A 17414-nucleotide genomic window follows, 5' to 3' on the forward strand; every position below is an offset into this window, starting at 1 on the left:
GCCGTCGTAGACGAGAAAAGGGAAGTTGCGAGAGGCTTCGATGCGCGGGGCGCGCTCCTCGGGGAACTGGATGGTGGTGAGGCGATCTTTATCGACATAGCTGCCGAAAAAGTTTCGGGCTGTCTCTGCTAGTCCTTTTAGGAGGCCATTCCCAAGCATCTATCTGTTTTCCCTGCGAAAAAAATAGTGCAATATTGCGCGATCTAACTCTACTCCAATTGAGTGTGTCCAGCGATACTTTTTAGCGATCTACCTCGCCCATGACGATATCGATGCTGCCAAGGATGATGACTACGTCGGCTACATTACGGCCGAGGCACATGTCTTCGAGGACGGTGAGGTTGATGAGGCTAGGTGGGCGGACGCGGTAGCGGTAGGGGTTGGGTGTGCCGTCGCTGATGAGATAAAAACCCAATTCTCCCTTGGGGGCCTCGATGCGGCCGTAGGCTTCGCCTGGTTTGGGGCGGAAGTTGCGGACCTTGGTCTTCGGGTCGGTGAAGGGGCCTTCGGGGAGATCACGCATCGCCTGCTCGAGAATTTTGATCGATTCTCGCATTTCGAGCATGCGAATCATGTAGCGGTCGTAGACATCACCGTGATCGCCCAGCGGGATGCGGAAGTTGAAACGATCGTAGATGCCGTACTTGTCTACCTTGCGGAGGTCGTAGTTGACGCCGCAGGCACGGAGGACGGGACCGGTGATGCCGGCGTTGATCGCCAGTTCTTTAGAAAGAACGCCGACACCCTGGGTGCGGGCCATAATGATTTCATTGCCAACGAGAAGAGTTTCGTACTCGTCGAGGAAACGGGGGAAGGCCGCGACGACCTGCTTCGCTTCCTCGAGCCAGCCGGCGGGAAGGTCGACCCGGCAGCCACCGAAACGCATGTAGTTACACATCATGCGTGCGCCGGTGAGGGCTTCAAAGAGGTCCAGGATTTTTTCGCGCTCGCGGAAGGCGTACATGAGCGGTGTGCCGCTGGCGCCCATGTCCTGCATGAGGAAGCCGACGAGCGAAGCGTGGTTTTGCAGGCGGGTGAGCTCGGCGGTGATAACGCGAAGGTATTGCGCGCGCTCTGGAACCTGAACGCCCGCGAGAGTTTCCACGGCGAGCGCATAGGCCCAGTTGTTGGTGAGCGAGCAGAAGTAGTCGAGGCGATCGGTGTAGGGCATGGAGCCGAGATAGGTTTCATCCTCGGCGATTTTTTCGTGATTGCGATGGAGGTAGCCGAAGATGGGTTTGAGCTTGACTACGGTTTCACCATCGAGGACGACATCCATGCGGAAGACGCCATGCGTGGACGGGTGCTGCGGTCCCATGGAGACTTCAAGAAGCTGCGAATCGCCATCGGCGGATGGCGTCAGGTGTGCGGCAGAAGGGAACTCGGCGAGGACGCTCATGCGGTGCCTCCATGATGCTGCGTGGTTTTGAGGAGGACCTTGTCGTGCGCGGTGGGCTCGTACTCGTAATCGTCCGGTTCGACGTAGTCGCGGCGCATGGGGAAGTCGGTAAACTCCTCCCACATGAGGAGGCGGCGAAGATCAGGATGGCCGTCGAAGATGACGCCGAAGAGATCGAAGACTTCGCGTTCCTGAAAGTCGACGCTACGCCATACCGCGATGAGTGAAGGCAGATGGACGCGTGTGGCGCGATCCTGTGTGCGCATGCGCAGGATGACCGGACCGTGTTTCAGCTCCATGGAGTAGAGGTGATAGACGACTTCGAGATGCCCCGTCGCCGGAGCTTCAGTGCTTTCGACTGCTTCGCCGGTTTCCGTGGCTTTGCTTGGCGCGAGAGTGGGCGCGGGCCAGTCGACGCCAGTGACGTTAGAGCAGTAATCGAAGCGGAGATGCGGAGCATCGCGGAGGAATGTGGCAACGGCAAGCGCGTGTTCTGCGTCGATGAGCAACGAGTGCTGCGCAGAAGGGCTGGGATTGGGAATGATCTCCAGGCGGCAGCCGGGGACATTCGCTTCGATTTCGGGTTTAAGCGATTCCAGAGTCATCGTTACCAGCCAGGGAGATGTTGACGAGCGGGGGGTGCCAGACGTCAGGATTTTTTGACGGTTCCAGATCATGCTCCCCGAATTTGGGAATTGGAAATTCACTGGGCTCGGCGGCGTTGAGATGGCGGGGACGGTTGTCGCCGGTTAATGGCTGCACCTCGATTTTCTTTTGCAGTTCCATGAAGCCTTCGAGAAGAGCTTCGGGACGCGGCGGGCAGCCGGGAATGTAAATGTCAATGGGGATATAGCGATCGATGCCCTTGAGGACGTTGTATCCCTGTTTGAATGGGCCGCCGGAGATGGCGCAGGCGCCCATGGAGATGACGTACTTGGGCTCGGGCATCTGGTTATAGAGGCGGACGATTTGCGGTGCCATCTTTTTGGTGATGGTGCCGGCGACAATCATGAGGTCGGCCTGGCGGGGCGACGGACGAAAGACTTCCGCCCCGAAACGGGCGAGGTCATAGCGTGCCATGGTGGTGGCAATCATTTCGATGGCACAACAGGCGAGGCCAAAGTTGAGCGGCCAGAGCGAGCTTTTGCGGCCCCAATTGTAGAGCTCCTGCATGGTGGTGGCGATGACGCCCTGGCGGCCTAGCTCGTGTTTGAGTGCTTCATCCATGGAGGGACCTTCGAGAGTTCGATCTTATGACCAAGTGAGGACGTTCTTCTGCCAAGCCCAGGCAAGACCTTCGATCAACAGCAAGAGGAAAGTAAGCATGGAGAGACATTCTCCTATGCCGAAGTGAGTGAAGGCTGTGGCGAAGGGCAGGAGGAAGACGACTTCGACATCGAAGACGAGAAAGATGATGGCGTAAAGGTAATAGCCCGGACTGAACTGGACCCACGCATCGCCCTTGGCTTCAAGGCCGCACTCATAGACTGCATTTTTGGATTGGCCGGGCTTGGCTGGAGAAAACTTTTTGGCCCAGAGCCATGCCAGTGCAAGCGGGGCAACCGCAAAACCGAGAGCCCCAATGAGCAGAACAAAAATCGGCAGGTAGGAGTCGTTCGCCATGTCTTCAAAATCACGGTAGCAGATTTGGGCGATAGCCGCACGGTGCCTGTTGACGCATTGCCACCGATTTTGCTGGCTGATATGCCTCGCGCCTGATCTGAAGTCGAGTCTGAAATTGAATTTCGGAATGGAGGGGGGCCCAGTTTGAGGCCGCTATCTGCCATGGAATGAGGGTGCAGAAAGAATCGAAGACGGAGTTTCCGCAGTCCGCTTTCGGGGCAGCAACTATGAAATTACCCAATCGTATGACTGTGTCTCGCTAGAGCTTGTCATGATTTCGCGCTGGTCCCATGAAAATGGCACATGTCACAATTGATCGGTTCTGGATTGTGGCGTTCGGGGGTTTCTGATGCGTTCGTTGGCTCACTATACTGCTTTGTTGATCTTTCTTCTGGCTTCGGTAGCGAGAGCCGCTGAGACTGAAACCCAGTACCTATCCGGCCTGGGTAAGGACGATCCCGTCAAGTGGGAGTTCAAGTGCGATAAGGGGCAAAACGCCGACAAATGGTCGACTATCGGTGTCCCATCCAACTGGGAGCTGCAAGGCTTTGGCATCTATACCTATGGCCGGATCACTCCAGCAGGCGGGTGGCCTCGCGTTCATGGTATCTACAAGCGCACCTTTACCACGCCTGTGGTCTGGCGAGACAAAACCATTTTCGTCAAGTTTGAAGGTGTTATGACCGATGCCCGGGTTACCATCAACGGTCAATCGGCCGGCCCCATGCATCAGGGCGGCTATTACGCCTTCAAGTACGACATCACGAGTCTCCTTAGGCCAGCGGGTCAGCAGAATGAGATCCAGGTGGACGTCGACGATGACTCGATGAATGAGTCCGTCAATCACGCGGAGCGCCGCGGCGATTTCTGGAACTACGCCGGCATCTTCCGGCCGGTTTATCTCGAGGCCGTCCCCAAGACATTTGTCGATCACGTGGCCATCAACGCGACCGCTGAGGGCTCCCTGGGTGTCGATGTCACGCTCTCCGATACGCGCCCAGCAGCCCCGAAAAGTCTCATCGCCTCCGTGGAGATGCAGGTGCTCGACATAAACGGCACGCCTGTTGGCGATCCTGTAACAGCGAAGGATGTCACCCTCAATGGAGGAACCCGCCTTGCCGGAAAGATTCTCAATCCGCGACTCTGGACTGCTGAGACGCCGAACCTCTACCAGCTCGAAGTGCGGCTGAAATTAGGCGATGCCGTCGTGCACACAGTGCATCAGAAGTTTGGATTCCGCACCATTGAACTCCGCCCCGGACAAGGCCTGTTTGTGAACAGTAATCGCGTCTTCCTGAAGGGGGTCGCCCGTCACTCATTCTGGCCCGATTCCGGCCGGACTCTGTCCGAGCAGATCTCCAGAGACGACGTCAACCTCATCAAAGAAATGAACGGCAACGCAGTTCGTTCCAGTCACTATCCGCCGGACCGCCACTTCCTCGATGCCTGTGACGAACTTGGCCTATACGTACTCGATGAAATCGCGGGCTGGCAGGCGCATTACGACACTGACATCGGCAAGAAGCTGGTCAAGGAGATGGTGGAGCATGACGTAAACCATCCTTCGATCCTCTTCTGGGACAACGGCAATGAAGGCGGGTTCAATTTCGATCTCGATGGAGAGTATTCAAAGTACGACCCGGGGAAACGTGTGGTTCTGCACCCTTGGGCGGCCTATCCTCCGGGTATCGTCGATACCAAACACTATCCAAACTATGAGCTGCTGCAGCAAAAGCTCGCCAATGATCCTGTCTTTTTCCCAACGGAGATGCTGCACGGCCTCTATGACGGCGGAGCCGGAGCGGGGCTGAGTGACTATTGGGATGCCATTCTCAAGAGCAAGGCCGGCGCTGGAGGATTTATCTGGTCGTTTGTGGATGAAGATGTGAAACGCGTGGACAAGGGCGGCATTCTCGACTCCGCCGGCAACCAAGCCCCCGATGGCATTGTCGGCCCATATCGTGAACGGGAAGCAAGCTTCTACACCGTCAAGCAGCTTTGGTCGCCCATCATCGTGACGCCGCCTGACGGCGCTTCGCACTCCTTCACCGTAACAAACCGTTACGCTTTCACCAATGCCGACCAATGCACCTTCGAATGGCAGACGATCGCCTTTCGCCAACCTAATGACACCGCTTCCGGTTCGGTGGTGCTGGCATCTCGGACCGATCACGGCCGTTCGCTGGCACCGGGTTCATCGGCAAGTTGGGACGATTGGGGACCGCCTGCTCCAACCTCCGTTCGCAGTGCCAAGAGAACACCCGATGCCACTCGGCTTCTCATTAAGGACGCCACGGGTCGCGTGATTCAGACCTATGTCTGGCCTATCGACAGTCTCGAGAGCCGATTGGACCAACTAGAGCACTCCGTTGGAGCAGCAAAGCCGACTGCCACCGAATCCGGTGACACTATTACGGCGACTGCGGGTGACCTGTCGTTACGAATAAGCAAGACCAGCGGCCTATTAATCTCCGCCTCTCGGCATGGCAAGTCCTTTTCCCTTGCCAGCGGCCCTCGCGTAGTGGCGATGAGCCCAAGGAGCGCTCCTCCACGCAAGCAAGATCCGCCGTCTCCGCCACCTGCCCTTGCACCGGAGTCCAGGCTCAGGTCTATAAGCCATGAAACTGACGGCAACGACTTAATCATCTCCGCCGCGTTCGACGGACCGATGAAATCGCTCACCTACCGTCTCAAACCCAATGGCTGGTTGTCCATCGACTATGTCTATGACATGAGTGGCGCCGAGGAATACTTCGGCATCGGATTCGACTATCCCGAAGCTGCTGTTAAAGGCATGCGATTCCTTGGTGATGGGCCTGCTCCGGTCTATCAGAATCGCCTCGCCGGTGGCACTCTTGACGTCTGGAACAGGCCGTATAACAACACCATGGTCGGAGATCCAGACGACCTGAAACCCGGAGAGCACTTCGACTATCCGATTTTCAAGGGGTTCTACGCTGGTGTGCGCTGGGTGCAGTTCAATACCTCGGAAGGCCCGATTACCGTGATGGTAGGCCAACAGCGCGACTCTCCAATCTACGTGCAGGTCTTTACTCCGAAGACCCCGCCCACAAATCTGCTAGGACAAGTTGCCGTGCCGTTCCCAAATGCCGGAGTTTCCTTTCTTCATGGCATCCCAGCAATTGGCAACAAATTTGGAGGACCGCAATCCATGGGGCCTTCGGGGCAGGCAGCGATAGCTAAAGGCGAGTACAAGGGAAACATCAGTCTGTATTTTGGAAAGTTGCTGGCACGGTGAGATTACCTGTTCGATAGGAGTGCTTCCCGCTACCGCCGTCTTCGCTCAATTGAGTTCGACACCCCTAATACGCCGCGCATAATCGGAACTTTTAATAATCCGTAGTGGGTCTCAAGAGTGCTAAGGGTGGCTCAAGATCTCCCCGTGTGGCCATGGTGTTCGCACCATCTGCGGGGATGCAGACTCTGGTCGAGGGGACACGGGTTTGTGTTGAGTCGGGAGAGAGAAAACCTTGATGAAGTGCTAACTGGCCATCGATTGCCGACGTAGATTGGACAGCCTTGATCTATCACAAAGTCCGGCATTAAAAGATTATTTTGCGTACGCATGCTGAGCCAAATTATCCCGCATATTTGAAAATAAAGAATGGCCATTATTTGTTTCATGGCGCAAACATAGTTCTTTTGAACTAAAAAAAATCAGTTCAATCATCCCATTGACGGCCGCACCTGTCACGCCTACATTTCTCATGGTCAAAGAAAGAGTTATTTCTGAGAGACGTACTTAACTGCGACCTCGTAATTATCGAAGCACCCCCACAATTAGCCGCATAGGGCTTCCAATATAGAGCCACATAAGCCAGTTCAGGCTCAATTATAAGAGCCCTTTGTGTATGGTGCGGAGGATGGCTTCAGTATCGAGGCTGCGATAGCTAACACCAAGTGAAGGAGCCAGGTAAAAGCTTATGAGAATCAAGTCACAATCGGTGTACGGAAAAATCTTATTCAGGATAGTGCTTGTCGCTGTCCTCGCCATTAGTTTGGCTAATGTTTGCTCGGCACAAGCAAGATCGAATGGTCCGTGCGACATCTATGCAGGGGCCACACCTTGTGTTGCTGCATTCAGCACAACCAGAGCACTATATGCCTCGTATACAGGTTCGCTATATCAGGTGACACGTCTGTCAGACAACACCACGAGTAATATCGGAATTCTTTCCGATGGCTATGCGAATGCCGCTACGCAGGACAGTTTTTGCGCCAACACCACCTGTACGATCACCGAAGTTTACGATCAGTCCTCCAACCATAACAACCTCACCCTCGCCCCTCCAGGCGGCGCAGCAAGCGGCGCTGGTCCAGGCGGCCAAGATCTTCCGGCCTTTGCAGCTACGCTGCCGGTATCTGCAGGTGGACATAAAGTATATGGAATGTACTTTCAATCTGGTATGGGATATCGCAACGATGCGACCACGGGCATTGCGGTAAATGGTCAGCCTGAGGGGGTATATATGGTGAGCTCGGGTGCTCATCTCAACGGTGGATGCTGCTTCGACTTTGGCAATGCTGAGACAAACAACCGTGATAATAATGCCGGCCACATGGATGCGATCAACATTATCTGTTCTGGCAATCCATGCTCTCCAGTTGCAGGACTCGATATGGAGAATGGCATTTATGGCAATTTGGCGGTAACCGACGGGACTCCGTTTGTGACTGCGATGGGCTCAAACGATGGGCAGCATAACTACACCATCTACCAGGGCAATGCTCAATCGGGAAGCCTTACTACTACCGGTTCGGTAGCTCTTCCAAGTGGGTACTCGCCGATGCAACAGGAGGGAGCCATCATTCTTGGCATTGGCGGGGATAACAGCGACACGACGATAGGGTCCTTCTTCGAAGGTGTCATGACGTCAGGTGTTCCTTCCAGTACGACTATGAATGCTGTTCAGGCTAATATCGTCTCGGCCGGCTACGCGGGTATGCTCCCTTATCATGACGGATTTGGAAGTGGTTCTGCATCGGGATGGGCCACGTATAACGGCAACTGGTCCGTGTCTGGAGGTTCATACGTAAACAGTACAGTCGATAACAACGGTGACAAGGCCGTTACCGGGTCGCCGACGTGGGATAACTACACATTGCAGGGAGATGTGCAGATTACGACCAGCGGGGGCGATGCTGGGTTGAACTTCCGTGTGACCAATCCGGCGGCGGGGCTCGACTCCTTAGATGGCTACTATGTGGGCGTGGACGCGACTAGTGGCATTTTAGTTCTCGGTCGTGAAAGCTATGGTTGGACGGCACTACAGACCGCGGCATTGCCCGGTGGCGTATCAACGAATACGTGGTATCACCTCACCGCGCAAGCCGTGGGCTGTACTCTCACTGTTTCTGCTCAACCGGTTGGATCGACTACGGTGACTGGATTCACCTATACCGATACCGGCTGTACCAACACAACAGGCGCGGTTGGAGTTCGCAGCCATCTTACGTCGGCAGCCTGGCGCAATATCAACGTGACCTTAGGAGGGAGTTCCACATTACCTTACTATGCTCCGTTTGCGGCGGTCACAGGACCGGCAGGCTGGACAACATATGACGGAACCTGGTCTCTATCCGGCGAAAACTACATCAATTCGGCAACTGATACGAACGGCGACAAATCAATCGGCGGGCCTACCTCTAACAATTTCACGATAACCGGCGATCTCGATCTTACAACCAGCAGTGGAGATGCGGGTTTCCTGGTGCGTGCGACGAATCCGGCCGTTGGCACTGATTCTGTGGATGCTTACTATTTAGGAATCGACAGCTCGGGATATATCGAAATTGGGAAGGAGAGCTATGGTTGGACTCAGTTGGCAGCTGCTCCTCTTCATGCTGCGCCTGCTAATACCTGGATTCATCTCACGGCACAGATTGTTGGCTGCCAGATCAGGTTAACTGCACAACCTATAAACTCTTCGACCCCGATCAATGATGTTGCTGTGACGGATTGCAGCTTTTCCTCAGGACAAGCTGGGGTGCGAACATATGGCACGTCTGCCCAGTGGAGATACGTCAGCGTAACTCCGAATTGAGAGGGATATCAATAGTTGTTGTGCCGTACGCGGGGTAGAAGGGGATCTTGAGTGTAACGAAAGATCCCTTCTACCCCGAGGTTCGTTTTGGGGAGCGTTCAGCGATCTACAGGTTGATTCGTTTGCGGCTGCTCTGCTTGAGGCGATAGTTGTCGCCGTTCACCACTAGGAGATATCCATGAGGGGCGAGTTGCACGCATAGCGCTGGTTGAGCATTTCGAAGCACAGCTCGATACCAGTCCTTTAATCAAACTCAAAAGGTTCGGAGGTGGGCTGCTTTACTCCCTCTTCGTGGCTTAGCTCTGCACCAAAATGCATTGATGCATTTGAACCAATACATTTTGGTTCATAAGACATCTTGCGAGTGGTGTATTGGAACATATAGCGTCCGTGTTGGAAAAATAACAAAATTCGAGATGAACTCAAGTCTGCGGTTCAGTCTCTACCGGTGAGAATTGTGTCATCGAAGATCAGGATCTCTGTTGAATCAACAGGTACTGCGTAGCCATCGCAGTGCAGTAGAACTCGACCGGCCATTGGTATGAAGTATTTCAGGAGGCAACACGATGAAGAAGTTGAGCAGCATGATCGGGATACTGGTTGGGACCTGCATGATCCTGGCTTCAGGAGGTATCCTCTTCCCGTCTTATGTAGCCCTTGCACAATCGGTACGAGGATCTCTGTCAGGAAGCGTTCTGGACCAGTCGGGAGCGGCGATTCCGGGAGCTAAGATCACCGTTCGCGACCCCAATACAGGCGTAACGCGAGCCACGGTTTCGAGCGCTGAAGGTTCCTATCGCCTTCCCGAGCTGAATCTGGGCTCCTATGATGTCACGGCATCAGCTACTGGTTTTTCGACGCTCGTCCAGCATGGAGTACAGATTACGATCGGAGATGTGTCCGCCCTGAATCTGACGCTTAAGGCGGGCAGCAGCGATACGACGATCAACGTGGATGCTTCCGCGCCGAACGTTGAGACGCAATCATCTGACGTTAGTGGAACCATACAGTTTCGGCAGATCATAGACCTGCCACTTGCGCTTGGTGGAGTTGGTGCTTTTCGCTCGCCGGAAGCTTTTGAATTCTTGCTGCCCGGGACAACAGGCCCTGGGTCGGGGAACAGCTTCAACGGCATTTATACCTTGAAGATCGCGGGCGGACAGTCGTTTGCCAACGAAGACCTGCTCGATGGAGCAAGCCAGACGAGAAGTGAAAATGGTTCCTCGTTCGATGAAGAGTCGCCATCCGTGGAAGCAATTCAGGAGTTCAAGATTACGACCGGCATTCCCGCGGCGGAGTATGGGCGGAATACCGGTGGCATCGAGAGCTTCGTGACAAAGGGAGGCACGAACAACTATCACGGTACGATCTTCGACATCTTCAGGAATGAAGCGCTCGACGCAAACACCTGGTTCAATAATGGAAATCTAGCCTTGAACTGCGCGGGCCCGAACAATACTCCTCAGTGCGCCAGCCTGTATAGAAGGCCAGACGACAAGCAAAATGATTATGGAGGAACACTAGGTGGCCCGGTAAGTATTCCGCATGTCTTCAGTGGTACCGATAAGCTCTTCTTCTTTTTCGCCTGGGAGCAACTCAAGCGGAGAGTCGGGGGAACGCAGATCAGCAGTGTGCCGACTCTTGCCGAACGAGGAGGGGATTTTACAGATCTTTACAATCCGGCGGCACCGCCGGCCACTGGCAGCACGGCTATTAATCCTTGTGATGGCCTGCCAGTTTATCCCGGTGAGATATTCGACCCTTCAACACAACGGATTGTGAATGGAACACCATGCCGGTCCGCCTTCAAGGGAAACGTGATTCCGCAGCAGAGTTTCAGTGTGGTAGGGAAGAACATCCTCAATCACATTCCTGCTCCCACGACGTCTGGTCTTTATAACAACTACTTTTATGCCAGTTCGATCCCGATTACGAACAGCACGTACACCGTTCGGATCGATGCCAGCCCTTCGCCCCGGCACAAAATTTTTGTGTCTTACTCTACACGTGACAATCTCCGCACCTGCTGCGCAACGCCCCTTCTTCCTTATCCTGAAGATTCTGGTACCTGGCAGCAGAACTTCGAGACTCATCTTGGCCGCGCTGGTTGGGACTTCATCATTACACCCAACGTTTTGAACCACTTCAATTTCGGCTATAACCACACGAACAGCTCCAACTTTGCCTATCCGACCTTTAACAACATCAATTACACGCAGCAACTTGGAATTTCCAATGCACCTTTTTCCAAAAACTTTCCAGGTGTCAATTTCGACTCTCGGGATCAATACCGCAACTTGGGCAATTCGTTGAACAATGATTGGGTTGACAGCGGGTTCCGTTTCAATGACAGCGTAAGCATAGCCAAAGGGCGTAACAACTTAAAGTTCGGGGGAGATTTCCGTATTCAGCAGTTTTCACCGCTGTCCTATCCAACATCTACCCTGACCTACGATCGCGCGCAGACGGCATCGGATCCTTCGAATTCGGAGCTTGACGGTAACAGCCTGGCAAGCCTTCTCCTCGGTCAGGTCTCAAACGGCAACTTTGGTGCAGGAGTGAATTCGACGCAGCCGCGATGGACATCGTTCTACTATGCGTTGTTTGCCCAGGATGACTTAAAGGTTAGCGACAAGTTGACCTTGAACCTGGGTGTCCGCTGGGATGTGGATGTCCCTCGCACGGAAGCCCACAACAACACGTCCAATTTCAGCCCTACAGCGATCGATCCAGAGTATGGCATCCCAGGAGCTCTCGTCTTCGGTACAACGTACAAAGGAAATACTCGTTGGGCTGACACCTACTACAAGGATATTGCACCTCGAGTCGGATTCGCGTTTACTCCGTATTCAAATGGATTGACCGTGTTTCGCGGTGGGGCGGCTATTGTCTATGGTCCGCTGCTGTATGCCGATGACGGCAATGGCATGAATGCTGGTTACAAGATTCAGCCTGTGTTCACAAGCAGTGATGGCTTTTCGCCATCGTTCTTGAGCGATAAGGGTTTCCCCGCCTATGCCCAACCGCCCAATCTGGACCCAGGCATCTTCAACGGTCAGCCCCTGAGCGACAATTACATCAAGTCCTCATTCGGCAAACCTGCGGAACTCTTTGAGTGGAGCTTCCAGCTTCAGCAGCAGCTTGCACAGGACCTCATCCTCGAAGTCGGCTATCTGGGCAACAAGGCGCAGAATCTTCGTTCGACTCTGCAGAACATCAACAATATTCCTTTGAGTGCGTTCAGCCTGGGCAATGAACTGAATGCCGGTGTAGCAGGGAACACTGTGGGAGTGGCTGCCCCATTTTCAGGGTTCTTCTCCTTGTGGGGTGCAGGAGCGCCAATCAATCACGCCCTTCGTCCTTTCGCTCAGTATTCTGCGATCGACTCAGGCTGCTGCCTCCAGAACGTAGGTATGTCGACTTACAATGCGCTCCTTGTATCTCTTAGCCGGCGCTTCCGCAATGGATTCTCTTTGCAGGCCTCCTACACCTGGGAGAAGAATCTGACGGATGCCGAAAGCGCGGTTCCGGGCGTAGTCCCAACGAACATACAGAATCCGACCAATCTTCACCAGGAAAAGGCTCTCGCCGCAGAAGACCTGCCACAAACCGTTGTGCTAGCCCCGCTGTATCAATTGCCCTTTGGCAAAGGAAAGGCATACCTGAACCACGGACTTTCGAACTACATTGCTGGAGGTTGGGAGGTCGGTACGGTTCAGCGTTACGAGTCCGGGCAAACGGTGGAATTCTGCTGCGCAACCTCAATTCCCGGTTGGGATAACGACATACGTTACAACCGCAATCCAGCACAGTCTCTTGCGAGCGCGGCCTACCGTTCAGGTCATCTCAATCCATTTATCCCAGGGAGGAATAGCTACTTCAATCCTGCTGCCTTTATTGATCCCAACAGTACTGCTGTCCGGGGTACCGGAGCCTATACCTTTGGCAACATGCCAAGGAACACAGGAGAGGTGAGGAGCCAGAAATTTTTCAACGAGGACGTGAGCATATCGAAGACCACGCCGATCCGCGACGGTGTGACTTTTGTGTTCAAGGGAGAGTTGTTGAATGTACTCAATCGCCACCAGTTCGCGGTGCCGGACACAAATCCAACGGACTCTTCTTTTGGTGTGCCGACTTCAACCGTTGCCCTCCCAAGGAACGTGCAGTTCACGGCTCGTGTCAGTTTCTGATAATGCTGGAGCGCCGAGCCAGGCAGTTATGACTGCCTGGCTCAGCGCTTCTTCGGCTTTCCAAGAACCAGATGGTACGCTATTGTCCCGATGGGATGGCATCGATCCTCGTCTTCTCGATCCTCGTTTTATGTACGAAAGAAAAAATCATTGAATATGAAGATCCTCGGTAAATCGGCAGTAGCGCTCATCAAGTTTTTTACGTTACTTTGTTTCGCGGTATCAGCGGCATCCCTCGCTTGGTCTCAGATGTCGGAGTCTTCGACGGGGGGGCAGGCCAGGCCGATCGTGATTCGAGTCAGTCGTCCCGGTACGCGGCAGGATATAGCATCCACTCTTTTTGGAAGTTTTCTGGAACCAATTGGTCATTCCACATACGGCGGCCTTTGGGCCAACGTTGTGGAGAACCCCTCCTTTGAAGAAGGACTCTGGTCTGCGGAGAATCTAGAAGCACAGTGGAATGCCCACGCCGAACTTCGCGCAGCATCGTCACTCGGTTTGCCAACCCCATGGGAGCCGCTCTATGCAGCCGAGGGCAGCCGTTATGCTCCCGTGCGAGGAGATGCGGCGAATTCTGCACAATCCATTCTCCTGATGTCACTTCCGGACAAGGAGGTGGGCATGCTGGAGCAGGTGTACCTTCCTGTCCAGCGCGAGCTGAAGTACAGCGGCAGCCTGTGGCTGAAGCATGTCGATGGGGACGATAAGGTGAAGCTCTCCTTGCGCCGTCACGCACATCCAACGGAAGTGCTTGCTGCAAGTGTCGTGCAGGCGCCATCGGATGCCTGGGCGAAGTACACCTTTCACCTCGAGTTGAAATCGGGACAAGTGGCACCCCTTGAACCTGTAGACCTGGTGATCTCTCTCGAGGGCGATGCTCGTGTGCTCGTGGACAACATCGGTTTGAACCCTGACGACGCGGTGGATGGCATGGATCCAGAGGTGCTGACGCTGGCACGGGAACTACATTCCCCGGCGGTTCGCTTCGGAGGCAACTTCACCTCCGCGTATAACTGGCATGACGGCGTTGGGCCACTGGACACTCGCGTTAGTAAATTGAATCTGGCCTGGGGCATACCGGAGTACAACACCTTCGGCACAGGCGAGTTCCTCCGCTTCTGCGAGCTCATCCAGGCAAAGCCGCAGATTGCACTGAATCTGGGTACAGGAACACCGAGCGAAGCGGCTGATTGGGTCAGCTTCGTCAATGCTCATTGGGCCGATCATCGCGGAGGCCTAACCTGGGAACTGGGGAATGAACTTTGGGGAGACTACCAGGTGGGCTATCCTGCGGCGTCGCTCGCTGCTGCTACAACCCTGGCGAATAGCAACGCTGTCCACAAGGTTGATCCGAACGCTCATCTGATTGCGACCGGTGGTGACGGAGGTCAGTTTCAGGAGTGGAACGCGCAGCAGCTTACAAATCCTGCTGACAGCTTCGATTATCTTTCCAGTCACTTCATCGTGACCGAAAATGTGCTTCTTCCCGAGGCTACAAACGAATTCCGCACGATGGCGATGCTCGCCGTCCCCTGGGGGCTGTCAGATCGAATCCATGCGATGAAGCAGCAGGCTGTGGAGGCTCACCGGCCCAAGGTGCAGTTTGCCTTTACCGAATGGCTGATGATTGCCAACAGCCATTCGGTACCGAACTACAACAATATGGGAGGCGCCGTTTTTGCCGGCGGATTCCTGAATGCGATGATGCGTAACTCGGATGCTGTGTCGATCGCCAATATGACGGGAATCCTCGAGTTTGGTGGGATATGGAAGAACCGGGGGCAGGTATATGCCTCGCCCGCCTACTGGGTGCTGCGTGCCTACGCAAAGGCAAAGCCCCGCACCCTCCTCAGGGTCGACTCCACTTCGCCAACCTTCAATATCTCGAAGGGACTCACTCAGCTACCAGAGATCGTGGGTGCACCGTATCTCGATGTAGTCGCGGCCCTATCCGACGACGGAAGCAGGCTGTTGCTGTTGTGCGTCAATCGCCATGTTACACGTCCTGAATCCGCTGTCATCGACCTTAGTGCCTTTGGAGTGGATAGTGGGCTCGCTCAGGTGACGACCATCGCCGGCGACGGCATCCTTGCCGAGAACGACGAATACAACCCGGACCGTGTGACCGCTGTGACACATGCCGCGAGATTCTCGGCTAAACAGTCCTACACCTTTCCGAACGCCAGCGTGACGGTGATAGAAATTCCACTCAAGAATTGAGACCTACCGCCAAGGTGAAGGGTTCACGTGGCGGACTCAAGGAAGAGTGAGATAAAACAGGGAACTCTAATCTTCGGGCTCTACCTGGATCGCGTTAATAAGTGGATAGTTCGTGTCCGGTGCGAAAGATAGTTCCAGCATGCCGTGAGACGTAGACTTTATATGATCAAAGGTTACGAGAACCATGCCGTCCTTCTGATCTCTTGCAATGTCGAAGTCTTTTAGTAAGGTCACACCGTTGCAGTAGACATCAAATACTCGACTCCCCACGCCGCCTGGGCCACCATTGTTTTTGCCAAACCATCCTTCGGAAAAATACAACCTAACTTTGTATTCTTTGCCCACAACAACGGGAATGAGATAGCGAAAATGTCCATATCGCTCCCATTCGAAGAGTTTCGAGTTCGCGGCCTTGGGTAGATTATCTGAATGAAATGCCCGCCTGCCCCCCTGGAAGAAACGTTCTGGAAGCCAGGTGTTCCCCTGGTCATCGTGAAACATCGCGGGACCAGCAAGCATCCGCAACGGAAGTCCACCATCTGAATTGGACGGCGCAATCTCGGCAGCGTTAACAAACGAGCCATCTGAAGTAAAGTCCAAATGGATCGTGCCGTCATCCATCGGGTGAATTCCCGCATACACTTTGCCAACTACGACATCATCTCCACCTGCTTCGTCAACGATATCCAAGGCCGCCGTTGCAGCATTGTTAATCGAGAGATCTACCTGTCGCGCTGCTTCTTTATCTCCTGCGGTGTCGGCGAATAGCAGCTGAAGTTGATAGCTTCCTGGAGGGACGGGAATCCTGCATTGGAATTTGCCCTCGCGCCCCTCTTGAAACAGCGCCGGATCGTCAGTGCCTTGTATTTCGCGGTTCGGATGGGAAAAGGTTGAGCCGCCTTTGCAGTATTGGTCCGTAAGCCATGTTTGTCCAGCAACATCCACATAAGGGTGCGAGGTTACGCCAAAACGGACGCGGATGGCTCGATCCTGCGCTGTCCCAACAGGTTCTGCAGGCACCGAATTACCGGCAGCCTTTGCTGCGGACACAAGACTTTCCTGTGTGCCTGATTGCTTGTGTCTTAAGAGATTGCTCCCCAGTAACAACAGAGCGGCTGCTCCGACAAGAGCCAAGCATCCCCAGATTATTCTTCTGGGAAGACTTGTAGGGGGTATGCCCTCCAGAGGTTCCTCTAGCGCTGGTAAGGTCTCGCGAGGGGCTGCAGGTGGCATGCTTGTCGATCTCTTGCGCTCAAACTGCAGAACATATTTACCCGCTGGCAGCCGAATCTGTATGGGGTGGTCGGCACCTGTCGTGGCGTAATACTGTTCCAGTTTTTTCCGCAATGTGTGAGCCGAGACGCGCACGATGGTATCTGATTGAGGATCGAACTGCTCCTGTCGATGCAGCGCCTGGACGGCAATACTATATTCCTTGATCTGTTCAGTGTTTCCGGCAAAGTGTTGTTCCGCTACGAACTCCAGGAACTTCCGCAAATTGGAAGCTTTGTCCAGAAGGCCCGACTGAAGCACGGCTTGAAGTTCCTGCCATTCTTCTTCCTGCGCAGCATTTATTGGGGGATTCGCCAAGACCATGTGGTAATGCTCCTCCAAGTTACAGCGGGGATCATTATAACGATCAAAAATGGACATGAGCGATTTCATTAACGTCATCGTTAACGTTGTTATTAACGAATTCACTGCGGATCAGAAACGCCATAGCCATGTCTCTATGGCCCAAGCCTAGGGCGAGCCTAAGTAGAACATTCGTAAATACGTTACGGCAGGTTAAAACGGCGTCAAATGAAGCCGATGGATTGGCTTGCTAGAACCTCTTGGATCTCGCCTTATCCGTGAATGAACGGCGACTCACTTGTCAGATGGGCACCCGTTCCCACAGTGTCACAACATTAC

At 54.2% G+C, this 17414-nt stretch carries 9 protein-coding genes; 4 read left to right on the plus strand and 5 right to left on the minus strand.

Annotated features, from left to right (window positions below):
• Positions 1 to 241: 241 nt before the first annotated feature.
• The 4 genes from GSQ91_RS22460 to GSQ91_RS22475 are packed head-to-tail and all read right to left on the minus strand — an operon-like array spanning position 242 to position 3022.
• Positions 242 to 1399, minus strand: coding sequence for an NADH-quinone oxidoreductase subunit D (locus GSQ91_RS22460; protein WP_158823994.1), 1158 nt, complete (start codon positions 1397 to 1399; stop codon positions 242 to 244).
• Positions 1396 to 2004, minus strand: coding sequence for an NADH-quinone oxidoreductase subunit C (locus GSQ91_RS22465; RefSeq protein WP_158823995.1), 609 nt, complete (start codon positions 2002 to 2004; stop codon positions 1396 to 1398). The genes GSQ91_RS22460 and GSQ91_RS22465 overlap by 4 nt, the downstream gene beginning before the upstream one ends.
• A complete protein-coding gene (locus tag GSQ91_RS22470; protein WP_158823996.1) occupies positions 1985 to 2626 on the minus strand; it encodes an NADH-quinone oxidoreductase subunit B in 642 nt (213 codons plus the stop codon). Before GSQ91_RS22470 ends, GSQ91_RS22465 begins: the two co-directional genes overlap by 20 nt.
• A 24-nt stretch (positions 2627 to 2650) precedes the next feature.
• The gene (locus GSQ91_RS22475) at positions 2651 to 3022 is read right to left on the minus strand and encodes an NADH-quinone oxidoreductase subunit A (protein WP_158823997.1); all 372 of its coding nucleotides are present in this window, start codon (positions 3020 to 3022) and stop codon (positions 2651 to 2653) included.
• Between the two features lie 349 nt (positions 3023 to 3371).
• On the opposite strand from GSQ91_RS22475, the gene GSQ91_RS22480 reads away from it, so the two are divergent.
• The 4 genes from GSQ91_RS22480 to GSQ91_RS22495 all read left to right on the plus strand — a co-directional run bounded on the left by GSQ91_RS22480 (position 3372) and on the right by GSQ91_RS22495 (position 15500).
• Positions 3372 to 6281: a glycoside hydrolase family 2 TIM barrel-domain containing protein gene (locus GSQ91_RS22480; RefSeq protein WP_158823998.1), complete on the plus strand. Its 2910-nt coding sequence runs from the start codon at positions 3372 to 3374 to the stop codon at positions 6279 to 6281.
• A 685-nt stretch (positions 6282 to 6966) separates the two neighbouring features.
• On the plus strand, positions 6967 to 9087 hold the full coding sequence (locus tag GSQ91_RS22485; protein WP_158823999.1) for an arabinofuranosidase catalytic domain-containing protein: 2121 nt from the start codon (positions 6967 to 6969) through the stop codon (positions 9085 to 9087).
• A gap of 566 nt (positions 9088 to 9653) precedes the next feature.
• Positions 9654 to 13280, plus strand: a complete 3627-nt coding sequence (locus tag GSQ91_RS22490) for a TonB-dependent receptor (protein WP_158824000.1) — start codon at positions 9654 to 9656, stop codon at positions 13278 to 13280.
• Between the two features lie 156 nt (positions 13281 to 13436).
• On the plus strand, positions 13437 to 15500 hold the full coding sequence (locus GSQ91_RS22495; protein ID WP_254064879.1) for an alpha-L-arabinofuranosidase C-terminal domain-containing protein: 2064 nt from the start codon (positions 13437 to 13439) through the stop codon (positions 15498 to 15500).
• Between the two features lie 66 nt (positions 15501 to 15566).
• Here GSQ91_RS22495 and GSQ91_RS22500 read toward each other — a convergent pair whose 3' ends face one another.
• Complete coding sequence (locus GSQ91_RS22500) at positions 15567 to 17153, minus strand: malectin domain-containing carbohydrate-binding protein (protein ID WP_158824002.1); 1587 nt, start codon at positions 17151 to 17153, stop codon at positions 15567 to 15569.
• Positions 17154 to 17414 lie beyond the last annotated feature (261 nt).

It is taken from the genome of Granulicella sp. S156 (assembly GCF_009766105.1).
In the GTDB taxonomy this organism is placed as follows: Bacteria; Acidobacteriota; Terriglobia; order Terriglobales; family Acidobacteriaceae; genus Granulicella.

Bases quoted from the DNA above. Each gene is read 5' to 3' on its own strand.
- GSQ91_RS22495 (WP_254064879.1), top strand. From the start codon at position 13,437: ATGAAGATCCTCGGTAAATCGGCAGTAGCGCTCATCAAGTTTTTTACG.
- GSQ91_RS22475 (WP_158823997.1), bottom strand. From the start codon at position 3,022: ATGGCGAACGACTCCTACCTGCCGATTTTTGTTCTGCTCATTGGGGCT.
- GSQ91_RS22465 (WP_158823995.1), bottom strand. From the start codon at position 2,004: ATGACTCTGGAATCGCTTAAACCCGAAATCGAAGCGAATGTCCCCGGC.
- GSQ91_RS22470 (WP_158823996.1), bottom strand. From the start codon at position 2,626: ATGGATGAAGCACTCAAACACGAGCTAGGCCGCCAGGGCGTCATCGCC.
- GSQ91_RS22490 (WP_158824000.1), top strand. From the start codon at position 9,654: ATGAAGAAGTTGAGCAGCATGATCGGGATACTGGTTGGGACCTGCATG.
- GSQ91_RS22485 (WP_158823999.1), top strand. From the start codon at position 6,967: ATGAGAATCAAGTCACAATCGGTGTACGGAAAAATCTTATTCAGGATA.
- GSQ91_RS22480 (WP_158823998.1), top strand. From the start codon at position 3,372: ATGCGTTCGTTGGCTCACTATACTGCTTTGTTGATCTTTCTTCTGGCT.
- GSQ91_RS22460 (WP_158823994.1), bottom strand. From the start codon at position 1,399: ATGAGCGTCCTCGCCGAGTTCCCTTCTGCCGCACACCTGACGCCATCC.
- GSQ91_RS22500 (WP_158824002.1), bottom strand. From the start codon at position 17,153: ATGTCCATTTTTGATCGTTATAATGATCCCCGCTGTAACTTGGAGGAG.